Origin of the sequence: Nocardioides taihuensis, from assembly GCF_042657275.1 — a bacterium.
Classification (GTDB): domain Bacteria; phylum Actinomycetota; class Actinomycetes; order Propionibacteriales; family Nocardioidaceae; genus Nocardioides; species Nocardioides taihuensis.
In genome coordinates this window covers 14689-39644 of the sequence record NZ_JBHSKD010000008.1, presented here as the reverse complement: position 1 = coordinate 39644, position 24956 = coordinate 14689, and the positions used below count along the sequence as shown (strand labels likewise).

The following is a 24956-nucleotide window of genomic DNA, read 5'->3' as shown; positions in this document are numbered from 1 at the left end:
GGGAGCGGCCGGATGTCTGGCTCAGTGGGCGGCGAGCGCCTCGTCGGCCGACTCGTGGATGACGAAGACCTTGGCCAGGCCCGTGATCCGGAAGATCTTCAGCAGGCGGTCCTGGCTGCAGACGAGCTGGAGCGAGCCGTCGTGCGCCCGGACCTTCTTCAGACCGCCGACGAGGACGCCGAGACCGGTCGAGTCGAGGAATTCCACGCCCCCCATGTCGATGACGATGTCGTAGACGCCGGCGGCCACCAGCTCCGTGATCTTGTCGCGCAGCTTGGGTGCGGTGTAGACGTCGATCTCGCCACCGACGGTCACGACGGTCTTCCCGTCGGCCTCGCGTGTCGCCAAGGTCAGATCCACGGTGTCTCCCCATCGGGGCGAGCGCGGCTGAGGTGCCCAATACACCTCGACCCCGCACGCCAAGAAGCTCGTACTGCCCAATATCAAACCACGCTCCCCCGTATCGCGCGTCAAGTTGTCCTCTGCGCCGCGGACGGGGTCGCCGGGCGACTTTGCCAGACTGACCCGGTGGACGGGCGCGCGGGTGGGGTCGAGGCGCTCGTCGACCGGCTCGTCGCCCCCGCCGGGCGGGAGGACCGGCTGGTGCACCTCGAGCTGCTCCCCCCGCGACCCGCCGTGCCCGCCGCGTGGCCCGACTGGGCACCCGGGGACGTGGTCGCGGCGTTCGGCCGCCGCGGTGTCACCGCGCCGTGGCGGCACCAGGTCGTGGCCGCCGACGCGGCCTGGGCGGGGCAGCACGTCGTGCTCGCGACCGGCACGGCGTCCGGCAAGTCGCTCGCCTACCAGCTGCCCACGCTGGCGGCGATCATGGCCGCCCGGGGTGTGCGCGGCGAGCGCGGCGCGACCGTCCTCTACCTCGCCCCGACCAAGGCCCTGGCGCGCGACCAGCTCGCCGGGATCGACGGGCTGGGGCTCGACGTGCGCGTGGCCACCCACGACGGAGACAGCTCGCGGGAGGAGCGGGACTGGACCCGCGAGCACGCGGAGTACGTGCTGAGCAACCCCGACATGCTCCACCGCTCCTTGTTGCCCGGGCACGAGCGGTGGTCGTCGTTCTGGTCGACGCTGCGCTACGTCGTCGTGGACGAGGCCCACCACTACCGCGGTGTCTTCGGCGCGCACGTCTCGCACGTGCTGCGGCGGCTGCGCCGGGTGTGCGCGCGCTACGGCGCGGAGCCGACCTTCGTGCTCGCCTCGGCGACCATGGCGGACCCGGGCGTGACCGCAGGGCGCCTCACCGGGCTCGACGTGCTGCCGGTGACCCGGGACGACTCGCCCCGCGGTCGGCTCGCGCTCGGTCTCTGGGAGCCGCCACTGACGTCGTACACCGGGGAGAACGGCGCACCGGTTCGCCGGGCCGCGTCCTCGGAGACCGCCGACCTGCTGGCGGACCTCGTCGTCGAGGGCGTGCGGACCCTCGCCTTCGTGCGGTCGCGCCGCGGTGCCGAGCAGGTCGCGATCACCGCCGCGGGCCACCTCGCCGAGGTCGACGACGCACTGGCCGGGCGGGTGGCGGCGTACCGCGGTGGCTACCTCCCGGAGGAGCGCCGCGAGCTCGAGGAGGCGCTGCGCCGCGGCGACCTGGTCGGGCTGGCCGCCACGAACGCCCTCGAGCTCGGCATCGACGTGCACGGGCTCGACGCCGTGCTGCTGGCCGGCTTCCCCGGCACCCGGGCGGCGCTGTGGCAGCAGGTCGGCCGGGCGGGTCGCGGAGCGCAGGACGCGCTCGCGATCCTCGTCGCCCGCGACGACCCCCTCGACACCTACCTGGTCCACCACCCCGACGCCCTCGTCGGGCAACCGGTCGAGGCGACGGTCTTCGACCCGACCAACCCCTACGTGCTGGGGCCGCACCTGTGCGCGGCCGCCCACGAGGTGCCGCTGACCGAGGCGGATCTGCCGCTCTTCGGTCCGACCGCGCGCGGGGTCGTCGACGGGCTCACCGAGCGCGGGCTGCTGCGGCGGCGTCCCCGCGGGTGGTTCTGGACCGACCGCGCCCGCGCCTCCGACCTCGCCGACATCCGCTCCACCGGCGGGTCGCCCGTGCAGCTGGTCGAGGCGGTGACCGGGCGGGTGATCGGCACGGTCGACGCCAGCAGTGCGCACGGCACCGCGCACCGGGGTGCGGTCTACGTCCACCGGGGAGAGACGTGGCTCGTGGAGTCGCTCGACCTCGAGGACCACGTGGCGGTGATCGCCCCGACCGAGGTCGACTACTCGACCACCGCCCGCGAGCTGACCGAGATCGGGATCGTCGGCGAACGTGAGCACCAGGCCTGGGGCGGGTGCCGCCTCTCCTTCGGGGAGGTCGAGGTCACCCACCAGGTGGTCGCGTTCCTCCGCCGACGGCAGCCCTCCGGCGAGGTGATCGGCGAGGAGCCGCTCGACCTACCGCCGCGCACCCTGCGCACCAGCGCCGTCTGGTGGACCGTCCCCGACCACGTCCTCGACGAGTCGGGGATCACCACCCGCGACCTCCCGGGCGCCGCGCACGCCGCGGAACACTGCGCGATCGGCCTGCTGCCGCTGTTCGCGACCTGCGACCGCTGGGACATCGGCGGCGTCTCGACCGCGCTCCACCCGGACACCGGCCAGCTCACCGTCTTCGTGTACGACGGGCACCCCGGCGGCGCCGGCTTCGCCGAGCGCGGGTACCGGGCGGCTCGGGCCTGGCTCGTCGCCACCCGGCAGACCATCGCGGACTGCGAGTGCGTCGACGGGTGCCCCTCGTGCATCCAGTCGCCCAAGTGCGGCAACCAGAACCACCCGCTGGACAAGGAGGCCGCCGGGGCGCTCCTCGACCTGCTGCTCGCCGCGGCCCCGCCCCCGGAGACGCCGGCCGGGTAGCCTCCGACCATGCTCATCCTGGGGCTGCTCCTGATCGCGGCCGGCGCGCTCGTGATCCTGACCGCGGTCTTCTCCTCCGAGGGCACGGCCGCGATGCTCGGCAACGACCTCACCGCGCTCACGATCTTCCTGCTCGGGCTCGGGGCCGGTGTCGCGATCATGTGGGGGCTCTGGATCCTCAAGTACGGCACCGCGCGCTCCCTGCGGCAGCGGCGCGAGCGAAAGCAGCTCGAGGAGCTCTCGGCGAAGCTCGACCGCGTCGAGGCGGAGCGGGCCGAGGACGGCGCGCGCGACGACGAACGCGGCTGAGCGGCCGGTCGAGCCTGCTCACGCAGGACCGGCGCGCGCCTCGGCGGTGGGGTCGACGCCCTGGCCGAGCCAGCGCGGCCCGGTGACCTGCACCAGCACCCACACCTCACGGGAGGCCTCGGCGCGGCAGTCGACCAGCGACGCGTCGTTGGCCCGGGCGACCAGCTCGGCCGCCGCGCACGCGTCCTCGCCCCGCACCGCGGCACCCGCTGCGGCCAGCGCGGCGAGGTCGGCCGCCGGCTGCGCGGCGCGGTGGTGCACGACCACCGACGTGACGAGCCCGAGCCCGGCCGCGACGGCGACCAGGACCCCGAGCACCGCGGTGGCGAGGACCGTGGCAGCGCCCCGGCCGCCACGCCCCCGCCGCGGGGGCGTCATGACGGCTCCCGGACGGTCACCGCGTCGGCGCTGAGCTCGACACCGGGCAGGGCCCGGAGCACTCCGCCGGGACCGGTCAGGTCGGCGGTGACCGTGACCCTGACCTGCTCCCCCTCCTCGGAGACCGACACGCGGGCGCCCGCCGGGGCGATGCGCTCCCCGAGCGCCACGGCGTCGCCCGCCGACTCGCCGCGCGCCAGCGCCCGCGCGGTCTCGCGCGCGGCGTCGACCGTGCGCACCTGGTCGGCGCCGACGGCGAGCAGCCACACCAGCCCGACAGCCAGGGAGACCAGCAGTGGCACCACCATCGCGAGCTCGGCGGTGACGGCACCCCGCTCCCCGGCCGCCGGGCCGCGGGTCACCCGAGCCCCAGCAGGCTCAGCACGTGGTCGAACAGCGTGGTGATCAGCCGGTTGCCGAGGCCGCCGGTCAGCAGCGTGTAGAGCAGGCCCGCGAGCCCCGCCCCCGCGGCGGTCCCGACGGCGTACTCCGCCGTGGTGATCCCGCGCTGGTCGCGCCGCGTGCGGCGCGGCGCGCGGGTGGTGTGGCGGCTGTCGTGCATGGCTCCTCCGTTCCCGGGCCCGCCCGGTGCGGACCCACACCTGCATCGTCGGGCGCCGCGGGGGTGTCGCAGGCGGTTCGACGGGCGGGCTGTGGACAGCGGTGCACCGGGGCGGGCCGGTGGACGTCCCGCGGGCCGACCAGCCCTCCGGCCGGGACGTTCGTCCCCGCCAGGTCGGGGCTCCCTGCCCCACTCCGGCGTCGCCATGCTGATCTGGACAACTGCCCGTGTGCGACGTGTTCCTGGCCCTGCTCGCCCACGGATCCAGCTCCGCGACCGCCCCGCTCGTGCCGTGGCTGCCCCGGCCGTCCGCGGTCGTGAGCCGCGGCCGTGCCGCGCTGACCTCGGCCGACGCGGGCTGAGCACTCCTACACCGGCAGCGTGCGGGTCGGGTCAGGACCCGTCGTCATCGCGGCCGTCGCGGTCACGCTTGCCGTCGGGCGCGGAGGACTCGTGCACCCACACGTGCGAGCGGCCCTCGCAGGTCGGGTTGGCGCAGAGCAGGTGGCCGCCCGGTGACGGTTGACGACACATCATGCTTCCCCTCTGCTCCGGGCCCGGCGGACCCTCTCGTCATGAGGAGCGTCCGGGTGAGGGGCGTGATACGCCCCCGCGTCACCAGGAGAGGCCCGCCAGGAGTCCCGCGACGAGCGGGACGATGCCGAGGAGCAGGAACGACGGGAGCAGGCAGAGGCCGAGGGGGACCGCGGCCCGGACGCCGACAGCACGGGCCTGCTCCTCCACCCGCGACCGGGCGTCGTCGCGGAGGTCGTCGGCCAGCCGGGACACGACGGCCGCCACCGGTGCTCCGGTCGCCGCCGAGCGGGCCAGGGCGCGGCCGAGCGGGGCGAGCCCGGGATCCTCGGCGAGGTCGGACCAGACCCGCACCGGGTCGAGGCCGACCGCCAGCCGCTCGGGGACCACGCCCAGCCGGTCGGCAGCCGGGCCCGGGAGCGCGCCCACGACGGTGCGCACCGCCTCCTCCGCCGCGGCGCCGGTGCGGAGGACGGAGGCGAGCAGACCGACCAGGTGCGGCAGGTCACGGATGACGGCCGCGCGCTCGCGGCGCGCCGCGGCACCCTCGAGGCGGACCAGGCGGCGCCAGCACAGCACGGCGACGGCGCCTCCGGCGCAGAGACCGACGGGGCCCCGCAGCACGGCGGCGGTGGCGGCGCCGGCGAGCCCGGCCAGCAGCCAGGGCAGCAGGGAGGGCAGGAGGGAGGTGCGACCCGCCCCGGCGTCCCCCCGCGCGACGGCCACCGCCGACACCGAGACCGGGCGTGGTCGGGGCGGCAGCAGCAGGAGCACGGCACCGCCGCCGGCGAGTGCGGCCACCCAGGCCGCGGTCGGCGGGCTCACGTCGCCTCGACGTCGGCCGCGATCCGCTCGATCCAGGTCAGGCCCGCGAGGCCCAGCGCGAGGCCTCCGGCCAGGCACACCAGGCCGGGCGGCGTCCCGAGCAGGAAGGCCAGGGGGTCGCCCCCGCTGCCCGCACCCATCGCCATCGCGAGGAGCGGGAGCCCGGCGATCAGCCGGGCCGTGGCCCGGGCCGAGGCGAGCTCGCCCTCGACCACCCGCCGCGTGGCCCGGGCCTGGCGCAGGCCCGTGGCGCAGGCACCGAGGGCGTCGGCGAGCCCGGCGCCGGTGCGGTGGGCCACCGCCCAGGCCGCGGCCACCAGGCGGAGGTCGCCCGCACCCGGCTCGGCGGCCAACCGCCGCAACGCGCCGGCGACGTCGCCCCCGAGCCCCAGGGTCTCGGCGGCCGGCTCGAGCACCGGCCACTGACGGGCGGCGTCGGCGAGGGCTGCCCCCGGTGGCCGTCCGGCGGCCAGCTCGGCCGCGAGGAGCTCGCACGACTCGAGCACCCGCGCCGAGGCGGCCACGGCCTGTCGTCGTCGGGCCCGGCGCCGCAGCAGGCCGAGCCCGGCCACCCCCGCGGTGGCGACGACCGCGACGAGCGCGGCCGAGCCCGGCGCCACCAGCCCGGCGCCCACGACGACGGCCACCACCCCCGTGACCGTGGGCACGCCGGCGGCGGGGCGCGCGCGGCGCCGGACCCACGACGGCGCCGGACGCGCCAGGAGCAGGACCGCCAGCGCAGCCGCGGCGCCGGCGACCAGCGCGGCCGCCCGCACGCCCGTCACGGCGGCAGCCGCCGCGCGAGTGTGTCTGCGCCCGGACCGGGCTCCGGTGGACCGCCCGGCGGGAACGTCACCGCCGCCTCGACGGACACCAGTCCGTCGCGCCCCCGGACCGGGACCCCCACCTCCGCCAGCCGGCGCACCCCGTCGGCGCCACGACGCAGGTGCAGCACCACGTCGAGGGCCGCGGCAAGCTGGCTGTGGCAGGCCTCGCGCCCCACACCCGCGGCCAGCGCCAGCGCCTCGAGGCGGGCGGGGACGTCGGCGGCGGAGTTGGCGTGGAGGGTGCCGCACCCACCTTCGTGGCCGGTGTTGAGCGCGGCGAGCAGCTCGACCACCTCGGCACCGCGCACCTCACCGACGACGAGCCGGTCGGGACGCATCCGCAGCCCCTGCCGCACCAGCTCGCGCAGGCCGATCGCGCCGGCGCCCTCGACGTTGGGCGGGCGGGACTCGAGCGCCACCACGTGGGGGTGGTCGGGCCGCAGCTCGGAGGCGTCCTCGACCAGCACCAGCCGCTCCTCGGCCGGCACCAGCGACAGCAGCGCGCCGAGCACCGTCGTCTTGCCGCTGCCGGTGCCGCCGGACACGAGGAAGGCCAGGCGTCCGGCGACCACGGCCGCCAGCAGCCGGGCGCCCTCGGCCGTGACCGTGCCGCAGGCCACGAGCTCCTCGAGCGTGAACACCCGGGGGCGCGGCACCCGGAGCGACACGAGGGTGCCCGGCCGGGCCACGGGCGCCAGGACCGCGTGGCAGCGGGTGCCGTCGGCCAGCCGCACGTCGACGTACGGCGTCGCCTCGTCGAGACGGCGCCCGGCCGTGGCGGCGAGCCGCTGCGCGAGGCGGCGCACCGCGGCGTCGTCGGGGAACCGCACCCCCGTCGGCTCGAGCCCGGCTCCACGGTCGAGGTAGACGGCGTCGGGACCGTTGACCAGCACGTCGGTCACGCCGGGGGTGCGCAGGAGCGGCTCGAGCGGACCCGCGCCGACCACCTCGCGGCGCAGCGCCTCGTGGACGGCGAGCACGGTCGCGTCGCCCACCGGACGTCCGGCCTCGCGCAGGGCCGTCGCGACGCGCTGGGGCGTGAGCGGGCCGGGGGTGGTGGCCAGGCGGTCGCGGACCTCGTCGAGGACCTCCGGCGCAGGCGCGGGCGCAGTCACGCCGCCGCCAGCGCGGCGAGGACCTCACGGCTCGCGCGCGAGAGCGGACCGCCCCGGGAGCGGACGGGGCCGAGCCCGAGGTCGATCGACTCGTCGAGACCGCGCTGGTCGGACATGGCGACCAGCACCGGCAGCCCCACGGCCGCCTCCACGGCCGCGGGGTCGGCCGCCCGCCGCAGCACGAGCCAGCTCCGGCGCGGATCGGGCAGCGTCGTGCACAGACGGGCGGCCGACGCGACCCCGGGGACCGAGCCGACGGCCACCACGAGCAGCAGGTCGCAGCGGGCCGCGACCTCGTCGAGGTCCGCGTCCACCCGGGGGAGGTCGACGACGACCACCTCGTGGCCGCGCTGGGCTGCGGTCAGCGTCTCGCGCACGACGGCCGGCGAGGGGGGCACCCCCGGCGCGGCCGGCCAGGTCAGCACGCGCAGGTCGCCCCGCCCCGGCAGCGCGTGGCGCAGGGCCCGGGCGCCCAGGCGACCCGTGGTGACGGCGAGGTCGTCCCAGCGGATGCCGTCGCGGTCCTCGAGGCCGAGCACGCGGTCGAGGCCCGGACCGAGCGGGTCGAGGTCCACGACCACCGCCGGGCCGGACCGGGCCGCCACCTGGCCGAGTGCGCACGCCAGCGTGCTCGCCCCTGCCCCGCCCGACCCGCCGATCACCCCGACCGTCAGCCCCCGCGCGGTGCCCGGGTCGACGAGGTCGGTGAGCACCTCGACGACCCACTCCCCGGCCGCGTCGAGGGCCGCGACGCTCTCGGCACCGAGGCCGAGCGCGGCCGGGAAGAGGTCGGGGGGCGGCGGGTCCGTCGCGGTCACCACGTGCACCCCGGGACGTCGCGGGGGCACCGCACGGGCCAGGTCGGCGGCGAGGTCCGCACCGACCAGCACGACCGACGCACCCGACCAGCCCCGCAGGGCCGCCGACGCGTCACCCGCCACCTCGGGCGTGCACCCGGCAGCCGCCGCGAGGCGCAGCACCTCGTCGAGGAGGCCGTCGTCGCCGGTGACGACGAGGGGCATGACCGCGGGTGGCGAGACGCTGGGGGTGTCCATGCCGGTCACCCTGCCCGCGGGCGGCCCGCCCCCGCTGACGCCGTGGGCCGACCTGTGGAGAGGCGGTCACGGAGCAGCCCTGTGGACGTCTCGCGGGCCGACTCCCCGGCGATACCCCGGCGCCCAGGGGCCGCACCCTCCTACGATGACGGCATGCGTGCGACGTCGGGGGGCAGGACCGCTGCCTTCTTCGACCTCGACAAGACGATCATCGCCAAGTCGAGCACGCTCGCCTTCAGCCGGCCCTTCCAGGCCGGCGGCCTGATCTCGCGGCGCGCGGTGCTGCGCTCGGCGTACGCGCAGTTCGTCTACCTCGTCGGCGGCGCGGACCACGACCAGATGGAGAAGATGCGCGCCTTCATGTCCCAGCTCTGCGCGGGCTGGGACGTCGCCACCGTGCAGGACATCGTCGCCGACACGCTGCACCACGTCGTCGACCCGATCGTGTACGACGAGGCGGTCTCGCTGATCGAGGAGCACCGGCTCCACGGCCGCGACATCGTGATCGTGTCGACGTCGGGCGCCGAGGTCGTGGGGCCGATCGGCGAGATGCTGGGCGCCGACCGCGTGATCGCCACCCGGATGGTGATCGAGGACGGCAAGTACACCGGCGACATCGAGTACTACGCCTACGCCGAGGAGAAGGCCCGCGCCATCGAGGAGCTCGCGCGGGAGGTCGGCTACGACCTCGAGGCCAGCTTCGCCTACAGCGACTCGGTCACCGACGTCCCGATGCTCGAGGCGATCGGCCACCCGCACGCCGTCAACCCCGACCGGGAGCTGCGCCGGGTGGCGGCCTCGAAGGGGTGGCCGGTGCTCGTCTTCACCAAGCCCGTGGCGCTGCGCAGCCGGGTCCCGCTGCCGCCGGTCCGGCCGACGCTGACCGCGCTGGCGGTCGGCGGCGTCGTCGCCGTGGGCGGCGTGCTGTGGACCAACGCGCGCCGCCGGAGGGCGGCCGGGGCCTGACCGGCCCGCGACACGCCCGGCCCGTCCACACCGGTGGAAGTCAAGCCTTGAAGTCGCTGCGGGGCGGGCGTAGACATGAATCAGAAATGAACACCGCACGTGAGCCGGGTACCCACGCGGCGATCCACCCTTCCTACAGGGCGCCTGTCAACGGGAAGCTCCCGGGGCAGCAACTTATGTGATGCACGCCTGGTAGCCGGGCTCCACGTGTCAGCGGCGGCACCCGACATGCTCGGGTGCCGTTCGCACGTGCGGCGCCGGTCCCTGCCGGGGCCAGCGGCTCAGTCGCGCAGCGGGCTGGCCTCGGCCGCGGCCGCGTAGGCCTCCGCGGCGTACAGCAGCCAGGAGTGCACGCCGGCCGGCCCCCCGTCGCGGTAGCCGCGCAGGTTGGACTCGTACGCCGCGCGGTGCGCCAGGTGCCCGACCTCTGGCACGACCAGCGACTTCTCGTCGACCCCGCGGGCGACCAGGACCAGCCGCTCCGCGGCCCGCGCGACGATCCCGTTGTGCGACGCGAACGGCGCCGCCGTCGCGAGCTCCGCGTGCACCACCGCCGCCTGCAGCAGCGCCGGCGCGGTGGTCGGAGCGAGCACCAGGTCCGCGACCCGCCGCAGCCGCTGGGCGGCCTCGGCGTCGCGCGGCCGCCCGAGCCGGTCGTCGTCGAGCTCGCCGCGGGTCGCGAGGGCGTGCAGGCGCGCCAGCGCCTGGAGCGGCGAGCGCACCAGCACCGGCGCCTGGCCCAGCAGCTCGGTCGAGACGCGCAGCGCGGCCTGTCCCACTGCGTCGCCCGACCCGGCCCGGAGGTCCTCCAGCGAGGAGTCCGAGCCCTCGAGCACCGCGCTCGCGTGGGCCCCGCGCAGCAGCGACTCGGCGGTCGTCGCGGGGTCGGTGCGCCGCAGCCCCCGGTCGCGCAGCACTGCGTCGATGCCGTCCCGGGCCGCGGCGTACGCCGACGGGACCCCCTCGAGGGCGGCCAGTCCGGCCAGCGGGTCGTCACTCACAGGCCGCAACGCTAGGGCAGCGCCCGGGCAGGTGGCCCGTCCACCCCCACCCGACCGATAGCCTGCGAGCGATGGACGACGAGATCCTGCGCCACGCGCGCTCCTTCGGCTCGGTGGCCGAGGCCTACGACCGCGGGCGCCCGTCGTTCCCCCGGGAAGCCGCTGCCTGGCTGGTCGGTCGCGACGCCGCGGTCGTGCTCGAGGTCGGCGCCGGCACCGGCAAGCTCACCCAGCAGCTGGTGGCCCTCGGTCACGACGTCCACGCCACCGAGCCCGACCCCGAGATGCTCGCCGTGCTCCAGCGCGACCTCCCGGACACCCGGGCGACCCGGGCCTCCGCCGAGGAGCTCCCCGTCCCCGACCGCTCGGTCGACGTGGTGGTCGCCGCGCAGTCCTTCCACTGGTTCGACCACGAGCGCGCGCTCGCCGAGTTCGCGCGCGTCCTGCGGCCGGGCGGCCACGTCGCCCTCGTGTGGAACTCCCGCGACGAGCGGATCCCGTGGGTGCGCCGCCTCGGCCGCCTCATCGGCAGCCAGGACCAGGTCGCCAGCGCCTCCGCCGAGCCCCTCGTGCTGGCCGAGCAGTTCGGCTACGTCGAGGAAGCGTCCTTCACCCACTGGCAGCAGATCAACCGCCAGTCGCTGCAGGACCTCGTGCTCTCGCGCTCCAACATCGCCACCCTCGACGAGCACGACCGGGCGGCCCGTCTGGCCGAGGTGGTCGCGTTCTACGACGACTTCGGCCGCGGCTACGACGGCATGCAGCTGCCGTACGTCGCGCACTGCTACCGCGCACAGCTGCTGGGTCGCACCGGCGACCAGTCGGAGCCGGGTGGGCCCGACCGCGGTCCGGGCTCGCCACCCGCCGAACCGCCGACGGACGGCGACGACGGTGGCGACTCCGACCTGCTGCTCATCGACTTCCGCTAGTCCGTGGTCGACAACCCGCCGGACCGCTGGTTAGCGTCCGCGCCATGAGGCGGTTCGGGCGGGGCCACCTGGGCACCGAGTCCGACCGGGCGACCTTCCGCACCCTGCACACCGCGAGCCTCGCCTCCCCCGCGCTCCGCGAGGGCCTCACCGCCAGCAGCGCCGAGCGCAGCCTGCGACACCTGCGCGCACTCCTCGGCACCCCCGCCGCCGCGCTCACCGACACCTCCGCGCTGCTCGCGTGGGACGGTCTCGGCAGCCACCACGGCGAGCAGGCCGGGGCCGTCGCCCACGAGGTCGTCGAGCACGGCGCCACCCGGATCAGCGACGCCCGCCAGCTGCCCTGCCTCACCCCGGGCTGCGTCGTCCGCAGCGCTGTCGCCAGCCCACTCGTGGTCGACGAGCGGATCGTCGGCACCCTGCAGGTCTTCGCGCCCACGGCCACCGCGGGCCTGGTGCGCGCGGCCGACGAGGTCGCCACCTGGGTCTCGGGCCAGCTCGAGCTCGCCGAGCTCGACGCCTCCCGCACCCGTCTGATGGAGGCCGAGGTGCGGGCCCTGCGTGCGCAGATCAGCCCCCACTTCATCTACAACTCGCTCGGCGCGATCGCGTCGTTCGTGCGCACCGACCCCGACCGCGCCCGGGAGCTGCTGCTCGAGTTCGCCGACTTCACCCGCTACTCGTTCCGGAGCCACGGCGAGTACACGACACTCGCCGAGGAGCTCCGCTCGGTCGAGCGCTACCTGCTCCTCGAGCAAGCCCGCTTCGGCGACCGGCTCGAGGTCACCCTGCAGATCGCTCCCGAGGTGCTGCCGGTCGCGGTGCCGTTCCTCTGCATCCAGCCTCTCGTCGAGAACGCCGTACGCCACGGGCTCGAGGGCACCGCCGGGGGCGACCACCGCGCCGGACACATCCGGATCGTGGCCCGCGACCTCGACCAGGAGTGCCTGATCGAGGTGGAGGACGACGGCGTCGGCGAGGACCCCGAGCGCGTACGACGTGCCCTCGCCGGGGACTCCGGCCTCGACTCCGTGGGCCTCGGCAACGTCGACGGGCGGCTGCGCAACGCCTTCGGCGACGACTACGGCCTGGTCGTGGAGACGGCCCGGGGCGCGGGCACCCGCGTCATCGTCCGTGTCCCCAAGTTCGCCCCGGGAGTCCATGCATGAGCACCCCACCCGGCGTCCCCCTCACCGTGCTCGTCATCGACGACGAGCGTCCCGCGCTCGACGAGCTCGCCTTCCTGCTGCGCCGCGACGAGCGCGTCGGCGAGGTGCTGACGACCGACTCCGCGACCGACGCGCTGCGGATGCTGCAGGACCTCGAGGTCGACGCGGTCTTCCTCGACATCCAGATGCCCGGCCTCTCCGGGCTCGAGCTCGCGCAGGTGCTCGCCCGCTTCCGCACCCCGCCGGCGGTGGTGTTCGTGACCGCCCACGAGGGCCACGCGGTCGACGCCTTCGACCTCGACGCCGTCGACTACGTGCTGAAGCCGGTGCGCGAGGAGCGTCTCGCCGAGGCCGTACGCCGCGTGGTGCAGGGCACCGCGCGGCAGGCGGAGCCGCCCGACGAGCAGGTCCCGGTCGAGCGCGGCGGCGTGACCCGCTTCCTGCGCCGCTCCGAGATCACCCACGTCGAGGCGCACGGGGACTATGCGCGCCTGCACACACCGGAGGGCTCGCACCTGCTGCGCACGCCCCTCTCGACGCTCGAGCAGGAGTGGCGCTCGGCCGGCTTCGTGCGGATCCACCGGTCGCTGCTGGTCTCGCTGGCCCACGTCGACGAGGTGCGCATGGAGTCCGGCCGCTGCTCGGTCGTGGTCGGCGGCGAGGAGCTCGTCGTCAGCCGCCGCCACACCCGCGAGCTGCGCGACCTCCTGCTGCGCCGGGGCGGCTCGTGAGCCAGGACCGCCCGGAGCGGGTCCGGGTCACCGGTCCGCCGCGGAGGCAGGTCCCGGGGTCCCGCGCCCGGGCACGCGAGATCGACGCCGAGACGCCGGTGGGCTCGCTCTACGTCGCCTCCCTCGTGGGCGAGCAGCTGCGGCTCGCGCTCCGCACCGTCGGGGTCGTCCTCGTGCTGGTCGGCTCGCTGCCGCTGGTCTTCCACCTCGCCCCGCGCCTCGCCGAGCACGAGCTGCTCGGGGTCTCCGTGACCTGGCTGGTGCTCGGCTTCCTCGTCTACCCGCTGTTCTGCTTCCTCGGCTGGCGCTACATCCGCAGCGCGGAGGCCAACGAGCGCGACTTCTCCGACCTCGTCGGCGACCCCGGCGCCGGCAGCACGCCGTGAACGCCGCCCCCAGCGTCGTCGCTGTCACGCTGGTCACCCTGGCGACGCTGGTCATCGGCACGTGGGGGCTCCGGTTCTCGCGCACCACGAGCGACTTCTTCGTCGCCTCGCGGTCGGTGCGCCCGGCGCTCAACGCGTCGGCGATCGGCGGCGAGTACCTCTCGGCCGCCTCCTTCCTCGGCGTCGCCGGCCTGCTGCTCGCCTTCGGCGCGGACATGCTCTGGTACCCCGTCGGCTGGACCGCCGGCTACCTCGTCCTGCTGGTGCTGGTGGCCGCCCCGCTGCGCCGCTCGGGGGCGTACACCCTCCCCGACTTCGCCGAGGCCCGCCTCGGCTCGGGCCGCGTGCGCGCGGTCTGCTCGGTGCTCGTCGTGGTGATCGGCTGGCTCTACCTCCTGCCGCAGTTCCAGGGCGCGAGCGTCACCCTGACAGCCACCACCGGCGCCCCGCCGTGGCTCGGCGCGGTCGTGGTGGCGGTGGTGGTGCTCGCCAACGTGTCGTCGGGCGGGATGCGCAGCATCACCTTCGTGCAGGCCTTCCAGTACTGGCTCAAGCTCACCGCCCTGCTCGTCCCGGCGGCCGTGCTGCTGGCGGTGTGGGCGAACGACGGTCGCCCCCTGCCCGCCGAGAGCGGCCCGCCGGGCGGCGACCTGTGGTCGCTGCCCGTGGGCGACGGCGGCGGAGCGGGGCTCTACGTCACCTACTCGCTGATGGTGGCGACCTTCCTCGGCACCATGGGCCTGCCCCACGTCGTGGTGCGCTTCTACACCAACCCCGACGGCCGCGCAGCCCGTCGTACGACGTTGGTGGTGCTCGGTCTGCTCGGTCTCTTCTACGTCATCCCGCCCGTGTACGCCGCGCTCGGCCGGGTGTACGCCGACCAGCTGGTCGACGAGGGCCGCAGCGACGTGCTCGTGCTCGAGCTGCCGCGGCTGATGATCGAGGGGCCCGCCGGCGACGTGCTCACGGGCCTGGTCACCGCGGGCGCGTTCGCGGCGTTCCTCTCGACCTCCTCCGGGCTCGCGATCGCGGTCGCCGGCGTGCTCAGCCAGGACGTCACCGGCCGTCGCTGGGGCGAGCGGCGGCTGTCGGGCGTCGCGGCGTTCCGGCTGGGCGCCGTGCTCGCGATCCTGGTGCCGTGCGTCACCGCGCTGGCCGCCAGCGACGTCAGCGTGGCCCGCACCGTGGGATTGGCCTTTGCCGTCGCCGCGTCGACCTTCTGCCCCCTGCTGCTGCTCGGCATCTGGTGGCGCCGGCTGACCGCCGCCGGCGCCGTGGCGGGCCTGCTCATGGGCGGCGCGGGCTCCGGCCTGGCCGTCGGCTGGACGCTGATGTACCCCGACGCCTCCGGCTGGGACGCCGTGCTCCTCGGCCAGCCCGCGGCCTGGAGCGTGCCCGCTGCGGTGCTCACGATGGTGCTGGTCAGCCTCGCCACCCGCGACCGGGTGCCCGCTCACACGATGCGGTTCATGGTGCGGCTGCACACCCCCGAGTCGGTCGTGCTCGACCGCGGCTGAGGAGGCCACCCGGGCGCGGCCCGAGGATCCGCGCCATGACCTCGATCCCGGGCGGGTCGCCGGACGCGCGGCACTGCCGGCTCGTCGCCGAGCCCCACCACCTCGACGACCTCTGCCGGGCCGCCGTGGGCCTGCCGACGTGGACACCGCTGGTGGTCTTCCTGGCTGCGTTCACCGTGATCTGGGCGCCCCTCTCCTTCCGGAGGCGACGTGCCACACACGCCGCGCTGGGCGCCACGTCGTGGTCGTGCGCGGCGAGGGCTCCCTGCTGCGCTTCCTGCCCGTCGGGCTCTTCCCCGACGCCGAGCGGGCGCACGACCCCGCGCCGCCGTCCCTCGCCGCCGTCCCGCGCCGTCCCGGGCGGTCCGTTGGCCCGGCTGCACGCCGACCGTTCGTCGTACGGGACCGACCGCTGGCCGACCGGCCGCACCCGCTGGTCGCGTGGTCCGCACGCACCCCTGCCGCCGCGCGCGGTGCCGTTCCTAGCGTGAAGCGCGTCACACCCGCCCGCGCGGGTACCCAGCCAACGCTGCAGGACCACCACCCACGAAAGGGGTCAGCGGTGACAGTACGAGCCCACGACCACGCCAGCCGGCACGACCCGGTCTACGACCACCTCCACACCACGCCGACCTTCGTCGAGCTGCGCCGTCGCTACCGCGGCTTCGTGTTCCCCGCGACGGTCGCCTTCCTGTCCTGGTACCTGCTGTACGTCGTGATGTCGATGTGGGCCCACGACTTCATGAGCCAGGACGTCATCGGCAACATCAACGTCGGCCTGGTCTTCGGGCTGCTGCAGTTCGTCACGACGTTCTTCCTCGCGTGGCTCTACAGCCGCTTCTCCAACGCCCGCCTCGACCCGCTCGCCCGCGAGCTCGACGAGGAGTACAACCGCGAGCGCCGGGAGGTCGGGCGATGAACACCCAGGCCCTCACCACGCTGCTCTTCCTCTCCGTCGTCGCGCTGACGATCGGGATCACGTTCTGGGCGAGCCGGCAGACGTCGGGTACCGCCGACTTCTACGCCGGCGGTCGCTCGTTCTCCGGCTTCCAGAACGGGCTGGCGATCTCCGGCGACTACATGAGCGCCGCGTCGTTCCTCGGCATCTCCGGCGCGATCGCGCTCGCCGGGTACGACGGCTTCCTCTACTCGATCGGCTTCCTCGTCGCCTGGCTGGTGGCCCTGCTGCTCGTGGCCGAGATGCTGCGCAACTCCGGGCGCTACACGATGGCCGACCAGCTGGCGTTCCGCATGCGGCAGCGGCCGGTGCGCACGGCCGCGGCCACCTCGACCGTCGTGGTGTCGATCTTCTACCTGCTGGCGCAGATGGTCGGCGCCGGCACGCTGGTCGCCCTGCTGCTCGGCGTCGAGAACCAGGCCGTGAAGAACTTCGTGATCTTCGGTGTCGGCGCCCTGATGATCTTCTACGTCACGGTCGGCGGCATGAAGGGCACCACCTGGGTGCAGATCGTGAAGGCCGTGCTGCTGATGGCCGGTTCGGCGCTCATCGTCGTGCTGGTGCTCGCGAAGTTCGACTTCAACGTCTCCGACCTGCTCGGCACGGCGGCCAGCAACTCCGGCAAGGGCCAGGCGTTCCTCGAGCCCGGTCTCAAGTACGGCGTGACCACGACGTCGAAGCTCGACTTCCTCAGCCTCGGCATCGCCCTGGTGCTCGGCACGGCCGGGCTGCCGCACATCCTGATCCGCTTCTACACGGTGCCGACCTCGCGCGACGCGCGGAAGTCGGTGCTGTGGGCGATCGGGCTGATCGGCACCTTCTACCTGTTCACCCTGGTCCTCGGCTTCGGTGCCGCGGCCCTGCTGTCCGGTGACGAGGCCGAGCAGGTGGCCACCAGCAAGGGCAACCTGGCCTCGCCCCTGCTAGCCGAGGCCGTGGGCGGCGGGGCCGGGTCGACCGGTGGCGCCGTGCTGCTGGCGCTGATCTCGGCGGTGGCGTTCGCGACGATCCTGGCGGTGGTGGCGGGGCTGACCCTCACCTCGTCGGCGTCGGTCGCGCACGACATCTACAACAGCGTGATCAAGCACGGTCAGGCCTCGGAGAAGGACGAGATCCGGATGACCCGGATCGCGGCCGGGGTGATCGGCCTGATCGCGATCGTGCTCGCGATCCCCGCGCAGAACCTCAACATCGCCTTCCTGGTGGCGTTGGCGTTCGCGGTCGCGGCGTCGGCCAACCTGCCGGCGATCGTCTACAACATGTTCTGGCGGGGCTTCAACACCCGCGGTGCGGTGTGGAGCATCTACGGCGGCCTCGCGTCGTCGCTGATCCTGGTGTTCTTCTCGCCGGTCATGTCGGGCAAGGGTCTCGACCCGGTCACCGGGGCGAACCTGTCGTTGCTGCCCGCCAGCATCGACATCTCGTGGTTCCCGCTGGAGAACCCGGGCCTGGTCTCGATCCCGCTCGGCTTCTTCTTCGGCTGGCTCGGCAGCGTCACGTCGAAGGAGCCCGAGGCGCTCGACCGCTACACCGAGCTCGAGGTCCGCGCCCTCACCGGCGCCGGGGCCGAGCAGGCCGTCATCCACTGACGGACCGCCGACGCACCCGGGCGGCCCTCCCCCGGGGGAGGGTCGTCCGGGCCCGCTTTCGGCGCTAGGTTCGAGACCACGCGCCGTCCACCCAGAGTGAGCAGGAGCCAGGAGCAGCAGATGACCGACCAGACCTTGTCGAACCTCCTCCACGAGGAGCGCCGCTTCGAGCCGCCGGCCGAGCTCGCCGCGAACGCGAACGTGAAGGAGGAGGCCTACGACCGCGCCGCCTCCGACCGCGAGGCGTTCTGGGCCGAGCAGGCCGAGCGCCTCGACTGGGGCCAGAAGTGGGACCGCGTCCTCGACTGGGACGACCCGCCGTTCGCGAAGTGGTTCGTCGGCGGCACCATCAACGCGGCGTACAACTGCGTCGACCGGCACGTCGAGGCCGGGCGCGGCGACAAGGTCGCCCTCCACTGGGTCGGCGAGCCGGAGGGCGACACCCGCGACATCACCTACGCCCAGCTGCAGGACGACGTCTGCCGGGCCGCCAACGCGCTGCTCGAGCTCGGCGTCAGCAAGGGCGACCGGGTCGCGATCTACCTGCCGATGATCCCCGAGACCGTGGTCGCGATGCTCGCCTGCGCGCGGATCGGCGCCCCCCACACGGTCGTCTTCGGCGGCTTCTCCGCCGACGCGCTCGCCAACCGGGTCGCGGACTGCGAGGCCCGCGTGATCATCACCGCGGACGGCGGCTACCGCCGCGGTGCCCCGTCGGCGCTCAAGCCCGCGGTCGACGAGGCCGTCGGCAAGGCCGCGAGCCAGGGCCAGCGGGTGGAGAAGGTCCTCGTGGTGCGCCGTACCGGCCAGGAGGTCGCGTGGGACGACACCCGCGACGTGTGGTGGCACGACGTCGTCGACGGCCAGTCGGCCGAGCACACCGCCGAGCCGCACGACAGCGAGCACCCGCTCTACGTCATGTACACCTCGGGCACCACCGGCAAGCCCAAGGGCATCCTGCACACGACGGGCGGCTACCTCGTCGGCACGTCGTACACGCACTGGTCGGTCTTCGACCTCAAGCCCGAGACCGACGTCTACTGGTGCACCGCGGACGTCGGCTGGGTGACCGGCCACTCCTACATGGTCTACGGGCCGCTGGCGAACGGCGTCACGCAGGTCGTGTACGAGGGCACCCCCGACAGCCCGCACAAGGGCCGCTGGTGGGAGATCATCGAGAAGTACGGCGTGACGATCTTCTACACCGCACCCACCGCGATCCGGACCTTCATGAAGTGGGGCTCGGACATCCCGGCGAAGTTCGACCTCTCCTCGGTCCGGCTGCTCGGCTCGGTGGGCGAGCCGATCAACCCCGAGGCCTACATCTGGTACCGCGAGACCATCGGCGCCTCGCAGGCACCGGTCGTCGACACGTGGTGGCAGACCGAGACCGGGCAGATCATGATCAGCCCGCTGCCCGGCGTCACCCACGGCAAGCCGGGATCGGCGATGAAGGCGCTGCCCGGCGTCGGGGCCGACGTGGTGGACGACGACGGCAACGCGGTGCCCAACGGCTCCGGTGGCTACCTCGTGCTCACCGAGCCGTGGCCGGCGATGCTGCGCACCCTGTGGGGTGACGACCAGCGGTTCCGCGACACCTACTGGGCGCGCTACCAGGCCAAGGGCTTCTACTTCGCCGGGGACGGCGCGAAGAAGGACGAGGACGGCGACCTCTGGATGCTCGGGCGCGTCGACGACGTCATGAACGTCTCGGGCCACCGGCTCTCCACGACCGAGATCGAGTCGGCGCTGGTCTCGCACCCCCGGGTGGCTGAAGCCGCCGTCGTCGGCGCCGCCGACGAGACCACGGGCCAGGCGGTGTGCGCGTTCGTGATCCTGCGCGAGTCCGCGACCGACGACACCGGCGCGGTGTCCGAGGACCTCGTCCAGGAGCTGCGCAACCACGTGGCCAAGGAGATCGGCGCGATCGCCAAGCCGCGCCAGATCATGATCGTCCCCGAGCTGCCCAAGACCCGGTCCGGCAAGATCATGCGGCGCCTGCTCAAGGACGTCGCCGAGCACCGCGACGTGGGCGACGTGACCACCCTCGCCGACTCCACGGTGATGGACCTGATCTCCAACAGGCTGACCTCGGGGCAGGGCCCGGCCGCCGACGCCTGAGCCCGGCAAATCCACGCTGACCCGCCGTTGACCAACGGCGGGTCAGCGTGGATTCACGGGGTGGCGTGGAAGCGGTCGCGGTGGCCGAGGGCGAGCGCGCCGAGGACGGCGGCGATCACCGAGCCGCCGAGGACGGCGACCTTGGCCAGGTTGCGGTCGTCGCCCTCGAAGGAGAGCTCGGCGACGAGCAGCGAGACCGTGAAGCCGATGCCGGCGAGGACGGCGACGCCGCCGACGTCGCGCCAGGAGAGGTCCTCGTTGAGCTCGGCACGGGTGAGGTGGGCGACCAGCCAGGCCCCGCCGAAGACGCCGATCGGCTTGCCGAGCACCAGGCCGAGCACGATGCCGACCACGATCGGGTTGCCCAGCAGCCCCGAGCCGAGGTCGAGCGCGACCCCGGCCGAGAGCAGCGCGAAGAACGGGACGGCCACGGCCGTCGAGAGCGGTTGGAGCCGGTGCTCGAGTCGCTCGCAGGGAGCCTGCTCCTCGCCGGGGTCGCGTCGTACGCGGACCAGCAGGCCGAGCACGACGCCGGCGATGGTCGCGTGGATGCCGCTCTCGTGCACCAGCCACCAGGCGGCGACGGCGATCGGCACGTAGAGCAGGGGCGAGGTCACCCGGAACCGCTGCAGCAGGGCGAAGGCCGCGAACGCGACGAACGCGAGCAGCAGCGGGAGCCAGTGCAGCTGCTCGGTGAAGAAGACCGCGATGATGATGATCACGATGAGGTCGTCGACGACCGCGAGCGTCAGCAGGAAGGCGCGCAGCGCGGTCGGGAGGTTGGAGCCGACCACGGCCAGCACCGCGAGCGCGAAGGCGATGTCGGTCGCCGCGGGGATCGCCCAGCCGCCGGGGCGGCCGTCGTTCGCGACGAGGTTCACGACGACGTAGATGAGCGCCGGCACCGCGACGCCGCACATCGCGGCGACCACCGGCACCGCTGCGTCGGCCGGCCGGCGCAGCGAGCCGACGACCAGCTCGCGCTTGAGCTCGAGGCCGGCGACGAAGAAGAAGATGGTCAGCGCGCCGTCGGCGGCCCAGTGCTCCATGTCGAGCGGGCCGACCTGCAGGTGCAGCAGCTCGGTGTACGACGCGCTCCACGGCGAGTTGGCCCAGACCACGGCGACGGCCGCAGCCAGCAGCGCGAGCATCCCGCCGACGGTCTCCTGGCGGAACAGGTCACCGAGGAACGAGGACTCCTCCGAGCCCGGTGTCGGGAAGATCGCGCGACGAGGGGCGTCCATGCACAGCACCTTCCGGCGTAGGGAACCCGCCCGCGCATGCCCACGGACGCGCCGACCAGGCTTCCCGGCTCACCACGGGGGATGCTACCGGCCGGAGCAGCCCTCGCCTCCCTGTAGGGTCGGCCGCATGGCGAGTGAACCTGTTCGCAGCTCCAGCGACGTCGTCCGGCCCTCGCCGGACGACCCGACGATCGGTCGGCTGGTCACCGACGCCACCCGCGACATCTCGACGCTGATCTCCAAGGAGATCGAGCTGGCGAAGTCCGAGCTCAAGGTCAGCGTCAGGGCCGGTGGCACCGGGATCGGCCTGTTCGCCGGTGCAGCGTTCCTGGTGCTGCTCGCGATCGTGATGTTCTCGATGGCCCTGGCCTACCTCATCAACTGGAACGGCGACGGCCTCGCGCTCCAGTGGGCCTTCCTCATCGTCTTCGCCGTCTACGTGCTGATCGCCGCCCTGCTGGGCTGGATCGGCGTGAAGAAGGTGCAGAAGGTGCGCGCACCCGAGAAGGCGATCGCCCAGGCGCAGGAGATCCCCCGCGCCCTCAAGGGCGAGCACTGAGCGGTTTCGGCCCCTCGTGAGTTTCTCCGCCCAGGCGCTGAAACTCACAGACCCCCCCTCAGCGGGCGCAGTCGCCGGTGTCGACCTGGCTCGTGTTGGAGACGCCGAGGGCGGCGCTGCGGGCGACCTGCTCGGCGGTGAGCGCGTAGCCGGTGTCCTGGTCGGTCACCGAGGCGGCGAAGACCACGCCCGCGACGTCGCCCGCCGAGGTGACGATCGGGCCGCCGGAGTTGCCGGGGCGGATCAGGCCGCGCAGCGAGAAGACCTCGCGGATCACCGTGCCGTCGCCGTAGATGTCGGGCGAGCGCAGGCGCTGCTCGGCCCGGATGCGGCCGGGCTGCACGTCGTACGGACCGTCCTGGGGGTAGCCGAGGATCGCGACGCCGTCCTCGGCCTGCGCCGACTGGTCGAAGCGGAGCGGGGTGATGCCGGAGGTGTCGAGCGCGAGCACCGCGACGTCGATGTCCTCGTCGTAGTAGACGACGTCGGCGTCCACGACGCTGTCGCCGATCGTCACCTCCGGGTCGTCGACGCCGGCGACCACGTGGGCGTTGGTCATCAGCCGACCTTCGGCGTAGACGAAGCCGGAGCCCTCGACGCCACGGCCGCAGGAGTTGGAGCCGCGGATCTTCAGCACGCTGGCCTGCGCGGCCTCGACGTCGGGGTCGGTGAGCATCCGCTTCGGCCCCGGCCCGACCTCGACGATCCGCTCGGGGGCGAAGGGCTCGAGGTAGCGCGGGAAGAAGGAGGTGCCGACGACGTCGTTGAACGCCGCGAGCGTGTTGCCGGCCGCGTCGGGCAGCACCTCGTCGACCTGCGCCAGGATCGCGGAGTTGCGGACCATGCCGGTGATCCCGCTGATGCCCGAGCCCGCCACCGCCACCCCGAGCGCCCAGGCCACGATCAGCACCGCGGCCGCGCTCAGCGCAGCCCCGCCGACGGCGTCGAGCGCGCGGGCAGGCTGCCAGGTGATCTTGTCGCGGATCCGGGCGCCGGTGTACTGCAGCACCGCCTGCCCGAGCGAGGCGGTGAGGATCACGATGAAGAGCGCTGCGAGCGAGACCAGCAGCGACGGCGAGGTGTCGCCGAGCAGGAGCGGCGCCAGCCAGACGCCGAACAGGCCGCCGAGCAGCAGCCCCGCGGTGGCGAAGGCGCCCGTGACGAAGCCCTGCCAGTAGCCCGAGAGGGCGTAGGTGAGGACCAGCACCACCAGCAGCCAGTCGAGCAGGTTCACCGCGGGTCTCCGTCCCCGTCCTCGTGGGAGGCCCGGTGCGACGGCGGCAAGTCGGCCCGTCCCGGGTCGCCCGTGAGCATGTACGACGGGAGGTCGCGCGCGCGCGTCTCGTCCCAGGCCGTGGACCAGCCGAGGAAGTCGAAGAGGCGGGCGATGATGCCCGCGGTGAAGCCCCAGAGGATCACGTCGCGCTCGGGGCCGATCAGGAAGCCCGGGCCGACCCAGCCGCGGGGGTGACGCACCGAGATGCGGTTGTCGGGGTCGAGCAGGTCGGCGATCGCGACGTGGTGGATCTCGTGGACCTCGTCGGGGCTGACCACCTCGACCAGGTGCGGCTCGGCCCACCAGCCGAGCACGGGCGTGACCGCGAAGTTGCTCGGCGGCAGCCACAGCTCGGGCAGCTCGCCGAAGACGACGACGCCGGTCGGGTCGAGCCCGACCTCCTCCTCGGCCTCGCGCAGGGCCGCCTGCTCGGCGGTCTCGCCCGGGTCGACCGAGCCGCCGGGGAAGGAGACCTGGCCGGGGTGGGAGCGCATGTGGTGGGCGCGCTCGGTCAGCAGCAGCTCGCCACCCGAGTCGCCCTCGCCGAACAGCATCAGCACCGCCCCGCGCCGCGCGTCGCTGCCCGGCGGCGGCAGGAACTTCGTCAGGTCACCCGCGGTGATCGACCGGGCCGCGTCGGCCACGGGTCGCAGCCAGTCGGGCACCGCGCGGGGATCGCGGGTCACAGGTCGACCCCGAGGTGCTCGGTGACGAGGTCCTCGAGCTGCTGCGGCGACTCGACGACCTCCAGCGCCCGGTAGACGACCTCGCCGTCCTCGTCGACCAGCACGATGCCGGGCAGCCCCTTGACGACCATGTCGTCGACGACCGCGACGTCGCCGCCCGGGTCGGCCACGAGCGGGTAGGTCACCCCCGTGTCGGTCACGAGCTCCATCGCGGCGTCCACCTGGGGATCCTCCCAGTCGATCCCGAGCACCGGCACCCGGTCGCCGTGCGCCTCGAAGAACGCCTGGATCTCGGGCATCTCCTTGCGGCAGGGCCCGCACCAGGACGCCCAGAGGTTGACCACGAGCGGGCCGCGCAGCGCCGCCAGGTCGACGTCGGGGCCGCCGCCGAGGCACGGCAGCGTCACCTCGGGCAGGCCGCCCTCGACCGGCTCACCCGTGCCGGGCACGCAGTCCTCGACGCCGGCCGCCTTCTTCGCCGCGCGCAGCTCGGGGGTGTCGACGTCGACCTTGGCCGCGCCGGGCACCGGGACGCCGCCGTCGCCGCAGGAGGCCAGCCCCGCCACCAGGACGAGCCCGACCGCGGCGGCACCCGCCGCGCGGCGCGCTCGCCTCATGCGCGACCCTCGGTGCGCACCAGCTTGGCCGCGGCGACCGGGTCGGTCGGCCCCTCGCCGTACGCCGGGCACCAGCGCGCGACCGGGCAGGCGCCGCACGCGGGGTTGCGGGCGTGGCAGCGGCGGCGGCCGTGCCAGATCAGGTGGTGGCTGAGCATCGTCCAGTCGCGCCTGGGGAAGAGTGCGCCGATCGCGTGCTCGACCTTGACCGGGTCGGTCTCCTCGGTCCACCCGAAGCGCCGGGCGAGCCGGCCGAAGTGCGTGTCGACGGTGATGCCGGGGACGTCGAAGGCGTTGCCGAGCACGACGTTCGCCGTCTTGCGGCCCACGCCGGGCAGCGTGACCAGGTCGTCGAGCCGCGGCGGGACCTGACCGTCGTACCGCTCGACCAGCGCGGCGCTGAGCTTGAGCAGCGACTCGGTCTTGGCGCGGAAGAAGCCGAGCGGGCCGATGATGCGCTCGAGGTCGTCCCGCGGGGCAGCAGCCATGGCCGCCGGCGTCGGGTAGGCGCCGAAGAGCACCGGCCGGACGGCGTTCACGCGCTTGTCGGTGGTCTGGGCCGAGAGCACCGTGACCACGAGCAGCTGGAAGGGGTCGTCGAAGTCGAGCTCGCACCGCGCATCGGGGTAGGTCTCCGCGAGGACCCGGTCGATCTTGCGGGCGCGGCGGACCAGGCTGGTGCGCGAGGGCGCGGGGTCGTCCGCCGCGGTCGTCATGGCCACCAGCCTAGAAGG

Annotated in this window: 29 protein-coding genes; 14 read left to right on the top strand and 15 right to left on the bottom strand. The window is 74.3% G+C overall.

What is annotated here, in order from left to right:
- Positions 1-21: 21 nt before the first annotated feature.
- Positions 22-348, bottom strand: a complete 327-nt coding sequence (locus ACFPGP_RS07985; RefSeq protein ID WP_465263253.1) for an STAS domain-containing protein — start codon at positions 346-348, stop codon at positions 22-24.
- A gap of 180 nt (positions 349-528) precedes the next feature.
- Between ACFPGP_RS07985 and ACFPGP_RS07980 the strand changes: the two genes are divergently transcribed.
- Positions 529-2868: a DEAD/DEAH box helicase gene (locus tag ACFPGP_RS07980; RefSeq protein WP_378589062.1), complete on the top strand. Its 2340-nt coding sequence runs from the start codon at positions 529-531 to the stop codon at positions 2866-2868.
- A 9-nt stretch (positions 2869-2877) separates the two neighbouring features.
- Positions 2878-3177 carry a hypothetical protein gene (locus tag ACFPGP_RS07975; RefSeq protein WP_378589061.1) on the top strand — a complete coding sequence of 100 codons (300 nt, stop codon included), beginning with the start codon at positions 2878-2880 and terminating at the stop codon, positions 3175-3177.
- 18 nt (positions 3178-3195) lie between these two features.
- On the opposite strand, the gene ACFPGP_RS07970 is transcribed toward ACFPGP_RS07975, so the two are convergent.
- Genes ACFPGP_RS07970 through ACFPGP_RS07960 form a run of 3 tightly spaced genes read right to left on the bottom strand, consistent with a single transcriptional unit; the run spans position 3196 to position 4117 of the window.
- Positions 3196-3555 carry an Rv3654c family TadE-like protein gene (locus ACFPGP_RS07970; RefSeq protein WP_378589059.1) on the bottom strand — a complete coding sequence of 120 codons (360 nt, stop codon included), beginning with the start codon at positions 3553-3555 and terminating at the stop codon, positions 3196-3198.
- Complete coding sequence (locus ACFPGP_RS07965; protein WP_378589058.1) at positions 3552-3917, bottom strand: TadE family type IV pilus minor pilin; 366 nt, start codon at positions 3915-3917, stop codon at positions 3552-3554. Before ACFPGP_RS07965 ends, ACFPGP_RS07970 begins: the two co-directional genes overlap by 4 nt.
- The gene (locus ACFPGP_RS07960; RefSeq protein WP_378589056.1) at positions 3914-4117 is read right to left on the bottom strand and encodes a DUF4244 domain-containing protein; all 204 of its coding nucleotides are present in this window, start codon (positions 4115-4117) and stop codon (positions 3914-3916) included. Before ACFPGP_RS07960 ends, ACFPGP_RS07965 begins: the two co-directional genes overlap by 4 nt.
- Before the next feature lie 227 nt (positions 4118-4344).
- Here ACFPGP_RS07960 and ACFPGP_RS07955 point away from each other — a divergent pair, with 227 nt between their 5' ends.
- Positions 4345-4479, top strand: coding sequence for a hypothetical protein (locus ACFPGP_RS07955; RefSeq protein WP_378589055.1), 135 nt, complete (start codon positions 4345-4347; stop codon positions 4477-4479).
- A gap of 31 nt (positions 4480-4510) precedes the next feature.
- Here ACFPGP_RS07955 and ACFPGP_RS07950 read toward each other — a convergent pair whose 3' ends face one another.
- The 5 genes from ACFPGP_RS07950 to ssd form a co-directional block, all read right to left on the bottom strand.
- Complete coding sequence (locus ACFPGP_RS07950) at positions 4511-4654, bottom strand: hypothetical protein (protein WP_378589054.1); 144 nt, start codon at positions 4652-4654, stop codon at positions 4511-4513.
- A 78-nt stretch (positions 4655-4732) separates the two neighbouring features.
- Positions 4733-5476: a type II secretion system F family protein gene (locus ACFPGP_RS07945; protein WP_378589052.1), complete on the bottom strand. Its 744-nt coding sequence runs from the start codon at positions 5474-5476 to the stop codon at positions 4733-4735.
- The gene (locus ACFPGP_RS07940; protein WP_378589050.1) at positions 5473-6261 is read right to left on the bottom strand and encodes a type II secretion system F family protein; all 789 of its coding nucleotides are present in this window, start codon (positions 6259-6261) and stop codon (positions 5473-5475) included. Before ACFPGP_RS07940 ends, ACFPGP_RS07945 begins: the two co-directional genes overlap by 4 nt.
- Positions 6258-7418 (bottom strand): TadA family conjugal transfer-associated ATPase, encoded by a 1161-nt coding sequence (locus ACFPGP_RS07935; RefSeq protein WP_378589048.1) that lies wholly within the window; start codon positions 7416-7418, stop codon positions 6258-6260. Before ACFPGP_RS07935 ends, ACFPGP_RS07940 begins: the two co-directional genes overlap by 4 nt.
- Positions 7415-8473 (bottom strand): septum site-determining protein Ssd, encoded by a 1059-nt coding sequence (gene ssd / locus ACFPGP_RS07930; RefSeq protein ID WP_378589047.1) that lies wholly within the window; start codon positions 8471-8473, stop codon positions 7415-7417. Before ssd ends, ACFPGP_RS07935 begins: the two co-directional genes overlap by 4 nt.
- Before the next feature lie 153 nt (positions 8474-8626).
- Between ssd and ACFPGP_RS07925 the strand changes: the two genes are divergently transcribed.
- Positions 8627-9439: an HAD family hydrolase gene (locus tag ACFPGP_RS07925; protein ID WP_378589046.1), complete on the top strand. Its 813-nt coding sequence runs from the start codon at positions 8627-8629 to the stop codon at positions 9437-9439.
- A 281-nt stretch (positions 9440-9720) separates the two neighbouring features.
- On the opposite strand, the gene ACFPGP_RS07920 is transcribed toward ACFPGP_RS07925, so the two are convergent.
- Entirely contained in the window at positions 9721-10440 is a 720-nt protein-coding gene (locus tag ACFPGP_RS07920; RefSeq protein WP_378589044.1) for a Fic family protein, read from the bottom strand.
- Positions 10441-10511: 71 nt separating this feature from the next.
- Here ACFPGP_RS07920 and ACFPGP_RS07915 point away from each other — a divergent pair, with 71 nt between their 5' ends.
- The 9 genes from ACFPGP_RS07915 (at position 10512) to acs (ending at position 19840) form a co-directional block, all read left to right on the top strand.
- Complete coding sequence (locus tag ACFPGP_RS07915; protein WP_378589043.1) at positions 10512-11369, top strand: class I SAM-dependent methyltransferase; 858 nt, start codon at positions 10512-10514, stop codon at positions 11367-11369.
- Between the two features lie 44 nt (positions 11370-11413).
- Positions 11414-12538, top strand: coding sequence for a sensor histidine kinase (locus ACFPGP_RS07910; RefSeq protein WP_378589041.1), 1125 nt, complete (start codon positions 11414-11416; stop codon positions 12536-12538).
- Positions 12535-13269 carry a LytR/AlgR family response regulator transcription factor gene (locus ACFPGP_RS07905; protein ID WP_378589039.1) on the top strand — a complete coding sequence of 245 codons (735 nt, stop codon included), beginning with the start codon at positions 12535-12537 and terminating at the stop codon, positions 13267-13269. The genes ACFPGP_RS07910 and ACFPGP_RS07905 overlap by 4 nt, the downstream gene beginning before the upstream one ends.
- Entirely contained in the window at positions 13266-13655 is a 390-nt protein-coding gene (locus ACFPGP_RS07900; RefSeq protein WP_378589038.1) for a hypothetical protein, read from the top strand. The genes ACFPGP_RS07905 and ACFPGP_RS07900 overlap by 4 nt, the downstream gene beginning before the upstream one ends.
- Entirely contained in the window at positions 13652-15172 is a 1521-nt protein-coding gene (locus ACFPGP_RS07895; protein ID WP_378589037.1) for a sodium/solute symporter, read from the top strand. The genes ACFPGP_RS07900 and ACFPGP_RS07895 overlap by 4 nt, the downstream gene beginning before the upstream one ends.
- A 35-nt stretch (positions 15173-15207) precedes the next feature.
- Entirely contained in the window at positions 15208-15663 is a 456-nt protein-coding gene (locus ACFPGP_RS07890) for a hypothetical protein (protein ID WP_378589035.1), read from the top strand.
- A 71-nt stretch (positions 15664-15734) separates the two neighbouring features.
- Positions 15735-16091, top strand: a complete 357-nt coding sequence (locus ACFPGP_RS07885) for a DUF485 domain-containing protein (protein WP_378589034.1) — start codon at positions 15735-15737, stop codon at positions 16089-16091.
- Positions 16088-17719 (top strand): solute symporter family protein, encoded by a 1632-nt coding sequence (locus ACFPGP_RS07880; protein ID WP_378589033.1) that lies wholly within the window; start codon positions 16088-16090, stop codon positions 17717-17719. The genes ACFPGP_RS07885 and ACFPGP_RS07880 overlap by 4 nt, the downstream gene beginning before the upstream one ends.
- Positions 17720-17839: 120 nt before the next feature.
- Positions 17840-19840, top strand: a complete 2001-nt coding sequence (gene acs, locus ACFPGP_RS07875) for an acetate--CoA ligase (RefSeq protein ID WP_378589031.1) — start codon at positions 17840-17842, stop codon at positions 19838-19840.
- A 53-nt stretch (positions 19841-19893) separates the two neighbouring features.
- Here the strand turns inward: acs and nhaA are convergent, their stop codons facing one another.
- Positions 19894-21084: a Na+/H+ antiporter NhaA gene (gene nhaA / locus ACFPGP_RS07870; RefSeq protein ID WP_378589029.1), complete on the bottom strand. Its 1191-nt coding sequence runs from the start codon at positions 21082-21084 to the stop codon at positions 19894-19896.
- A 127-nt stretch (positions 21085-21211) separates the two neighbouring features.
- Here nhaA and ACFPGP_RS07865 point away from each other — a divergent pair, with 127 nt between their 5' ends.
- Positions 21212-21643 carry a phage holin family protein gene (locus ACFPGP_RS07865; RefSeq protein WP_378589027.1) on the top strand — a complete coding sequence of 144 codons (432 nt, stop codon included), beginning with the start codon at positions 21212-21214 and terminating at the stop codon, positions 21641-21643.
- Positions 21644-21701: 58 nt separating this feature from the next.
- Here ACFPGP_RS07865 and ACFPGP_RS07860 read toward each other — a convergent pair whose 3' ends face one another.
- Genes ACFPGP_RS07860 through nth form a run of 4 tightly spaced genes read right to left on the bottom strand, consistent with a single transcriptional unit; the run spans position 21702 to position 24938 of the window.
- The gene (locus ACFPGP_RS07860) at positions 21702-22877 is read right to left on the bottom strand and encodes a MarP family serine protease (RefSeq protein WP_378589025.1); all 1176 of its coding nucleotides are present in this window, start codon (positions 22875-22877) and stop codon (positions 21702-21704) included.
- Positions 22874-23605 (bottom strand): NUDIX hydrolase, encoded by a 732-nt coding sequence (locus ACFPGP_RS07855; RefSeq protein WP_378589023.1) that lies wholly within the window; start codon positions 23603-23605, stop codon positions 22874-22876. Before ACFPGP_RS07855 ends, ACFPGP_RS07860 begins: the two co-directional genes overlap by 4 nt.
- A complete protein-coding gene (locus ACFPGP_RS07850) occupies positions 23602-24222 on the bottom strand; it encodes a TlpA family protein disulfide reductase (RefSeq protein ID WP_378589021.1) in 621 nt (206 codons plus the stop codon). Before ACFPGP_RS07850 ends, ACFPGP_RS07855 begins: the two co-directional genes overlap by 4 nt.
- Complete coding sequence (gene nth, locus ACFPGP_RS07845) at positions 24219-24938, bottom strand: endonuclease III (RefSeq protein ID WP_378589019.1); 720 nt, start codon at positions 24936-24938, stop codon at positions 24219-24221. Before nth ends, ACFPGP_RS07850 begins: the two co-directional genes overlap by 4 nt.
- Between the last annotated feature and the right edge of the window lie 18 nt (positions 24939-24956).